Raw genomic sequence first — 616 nt, forward strand, 5'->3', positions numbered from 1 at the left:
CGGCGCTTCTCCATCTGCCACTCTGGATACATGGGCTTAGGTAGAGGAATGGGAAGCAGGCCGAGGACGGCGACCGCCAGGAAGAACAGAACTGCTGGTACTAGGAGTGACATCAGGGGGCTGGTCTTAGGAGTTAAAAGTAAGACGCCCCCGAAGAAGAAACATGCTCCTACGGCTGGTTCGATGAGCGCGATAGTATTGCGTCCTAGATCGAAGGAGGATTTCATTATCGATCGGCAAAGATCCGCGTATCCGGAGTCTGAAAACATCTCGAACCACCAATTAATAAGCATCCCTACGCCCATCACAAGCGCACAAATACCATATAATACATCCTTGGACATTAGTTGATTACCCCCAACATCTAATGGATATAACTATTGCGGAGGGGCTTGTCAGGACAACTGCTCTACTCGCCCCCATTGTTGCACGCTAAGCCGAGTGGCGTACTGTAGGACAATCGATCATCAATGTCTTTTTCTGAATATTTTCTACCCGTATAGTGATGTTGCTAGAACCAATTGAGAACCGTGTTGGCGATCGAATCTCCTGCCTGTGATCCGATTATTCCGCCAACGACTCCGCCAATGACGCCGCCGATGGCTGCGCCGGCGGG

Annotated in this window: 1 protein-coding gene; it reads right to left on the reverse strand. The window is 50.8% G+C overall.

Going from position 1 to position 616, the window contains the following annotated elements; all coding sequences use genetic code 11:
* Positions 1-344, reverse strand: a 344-nt coding sequence (locus J5X07_RS12745; RefSeq protein WP_208480051.1) for a hypothetical protein, incomplete at its 3' end; no start/stop codon positions are given.
* Positions 345-616: the final 272 nt, after the last annotated feature.

The sequence above is a fragment of the Actinomyces bowdenii genome, from assembly GCF_017592395.1.
GTDB classification, from domain to species: domain Bacteria; phylum Actinomycetota; class Actinomycetes; order Actinomycetales; family Actinomycetaceae; genus Actinomyces; species Actinomyces bowdenii.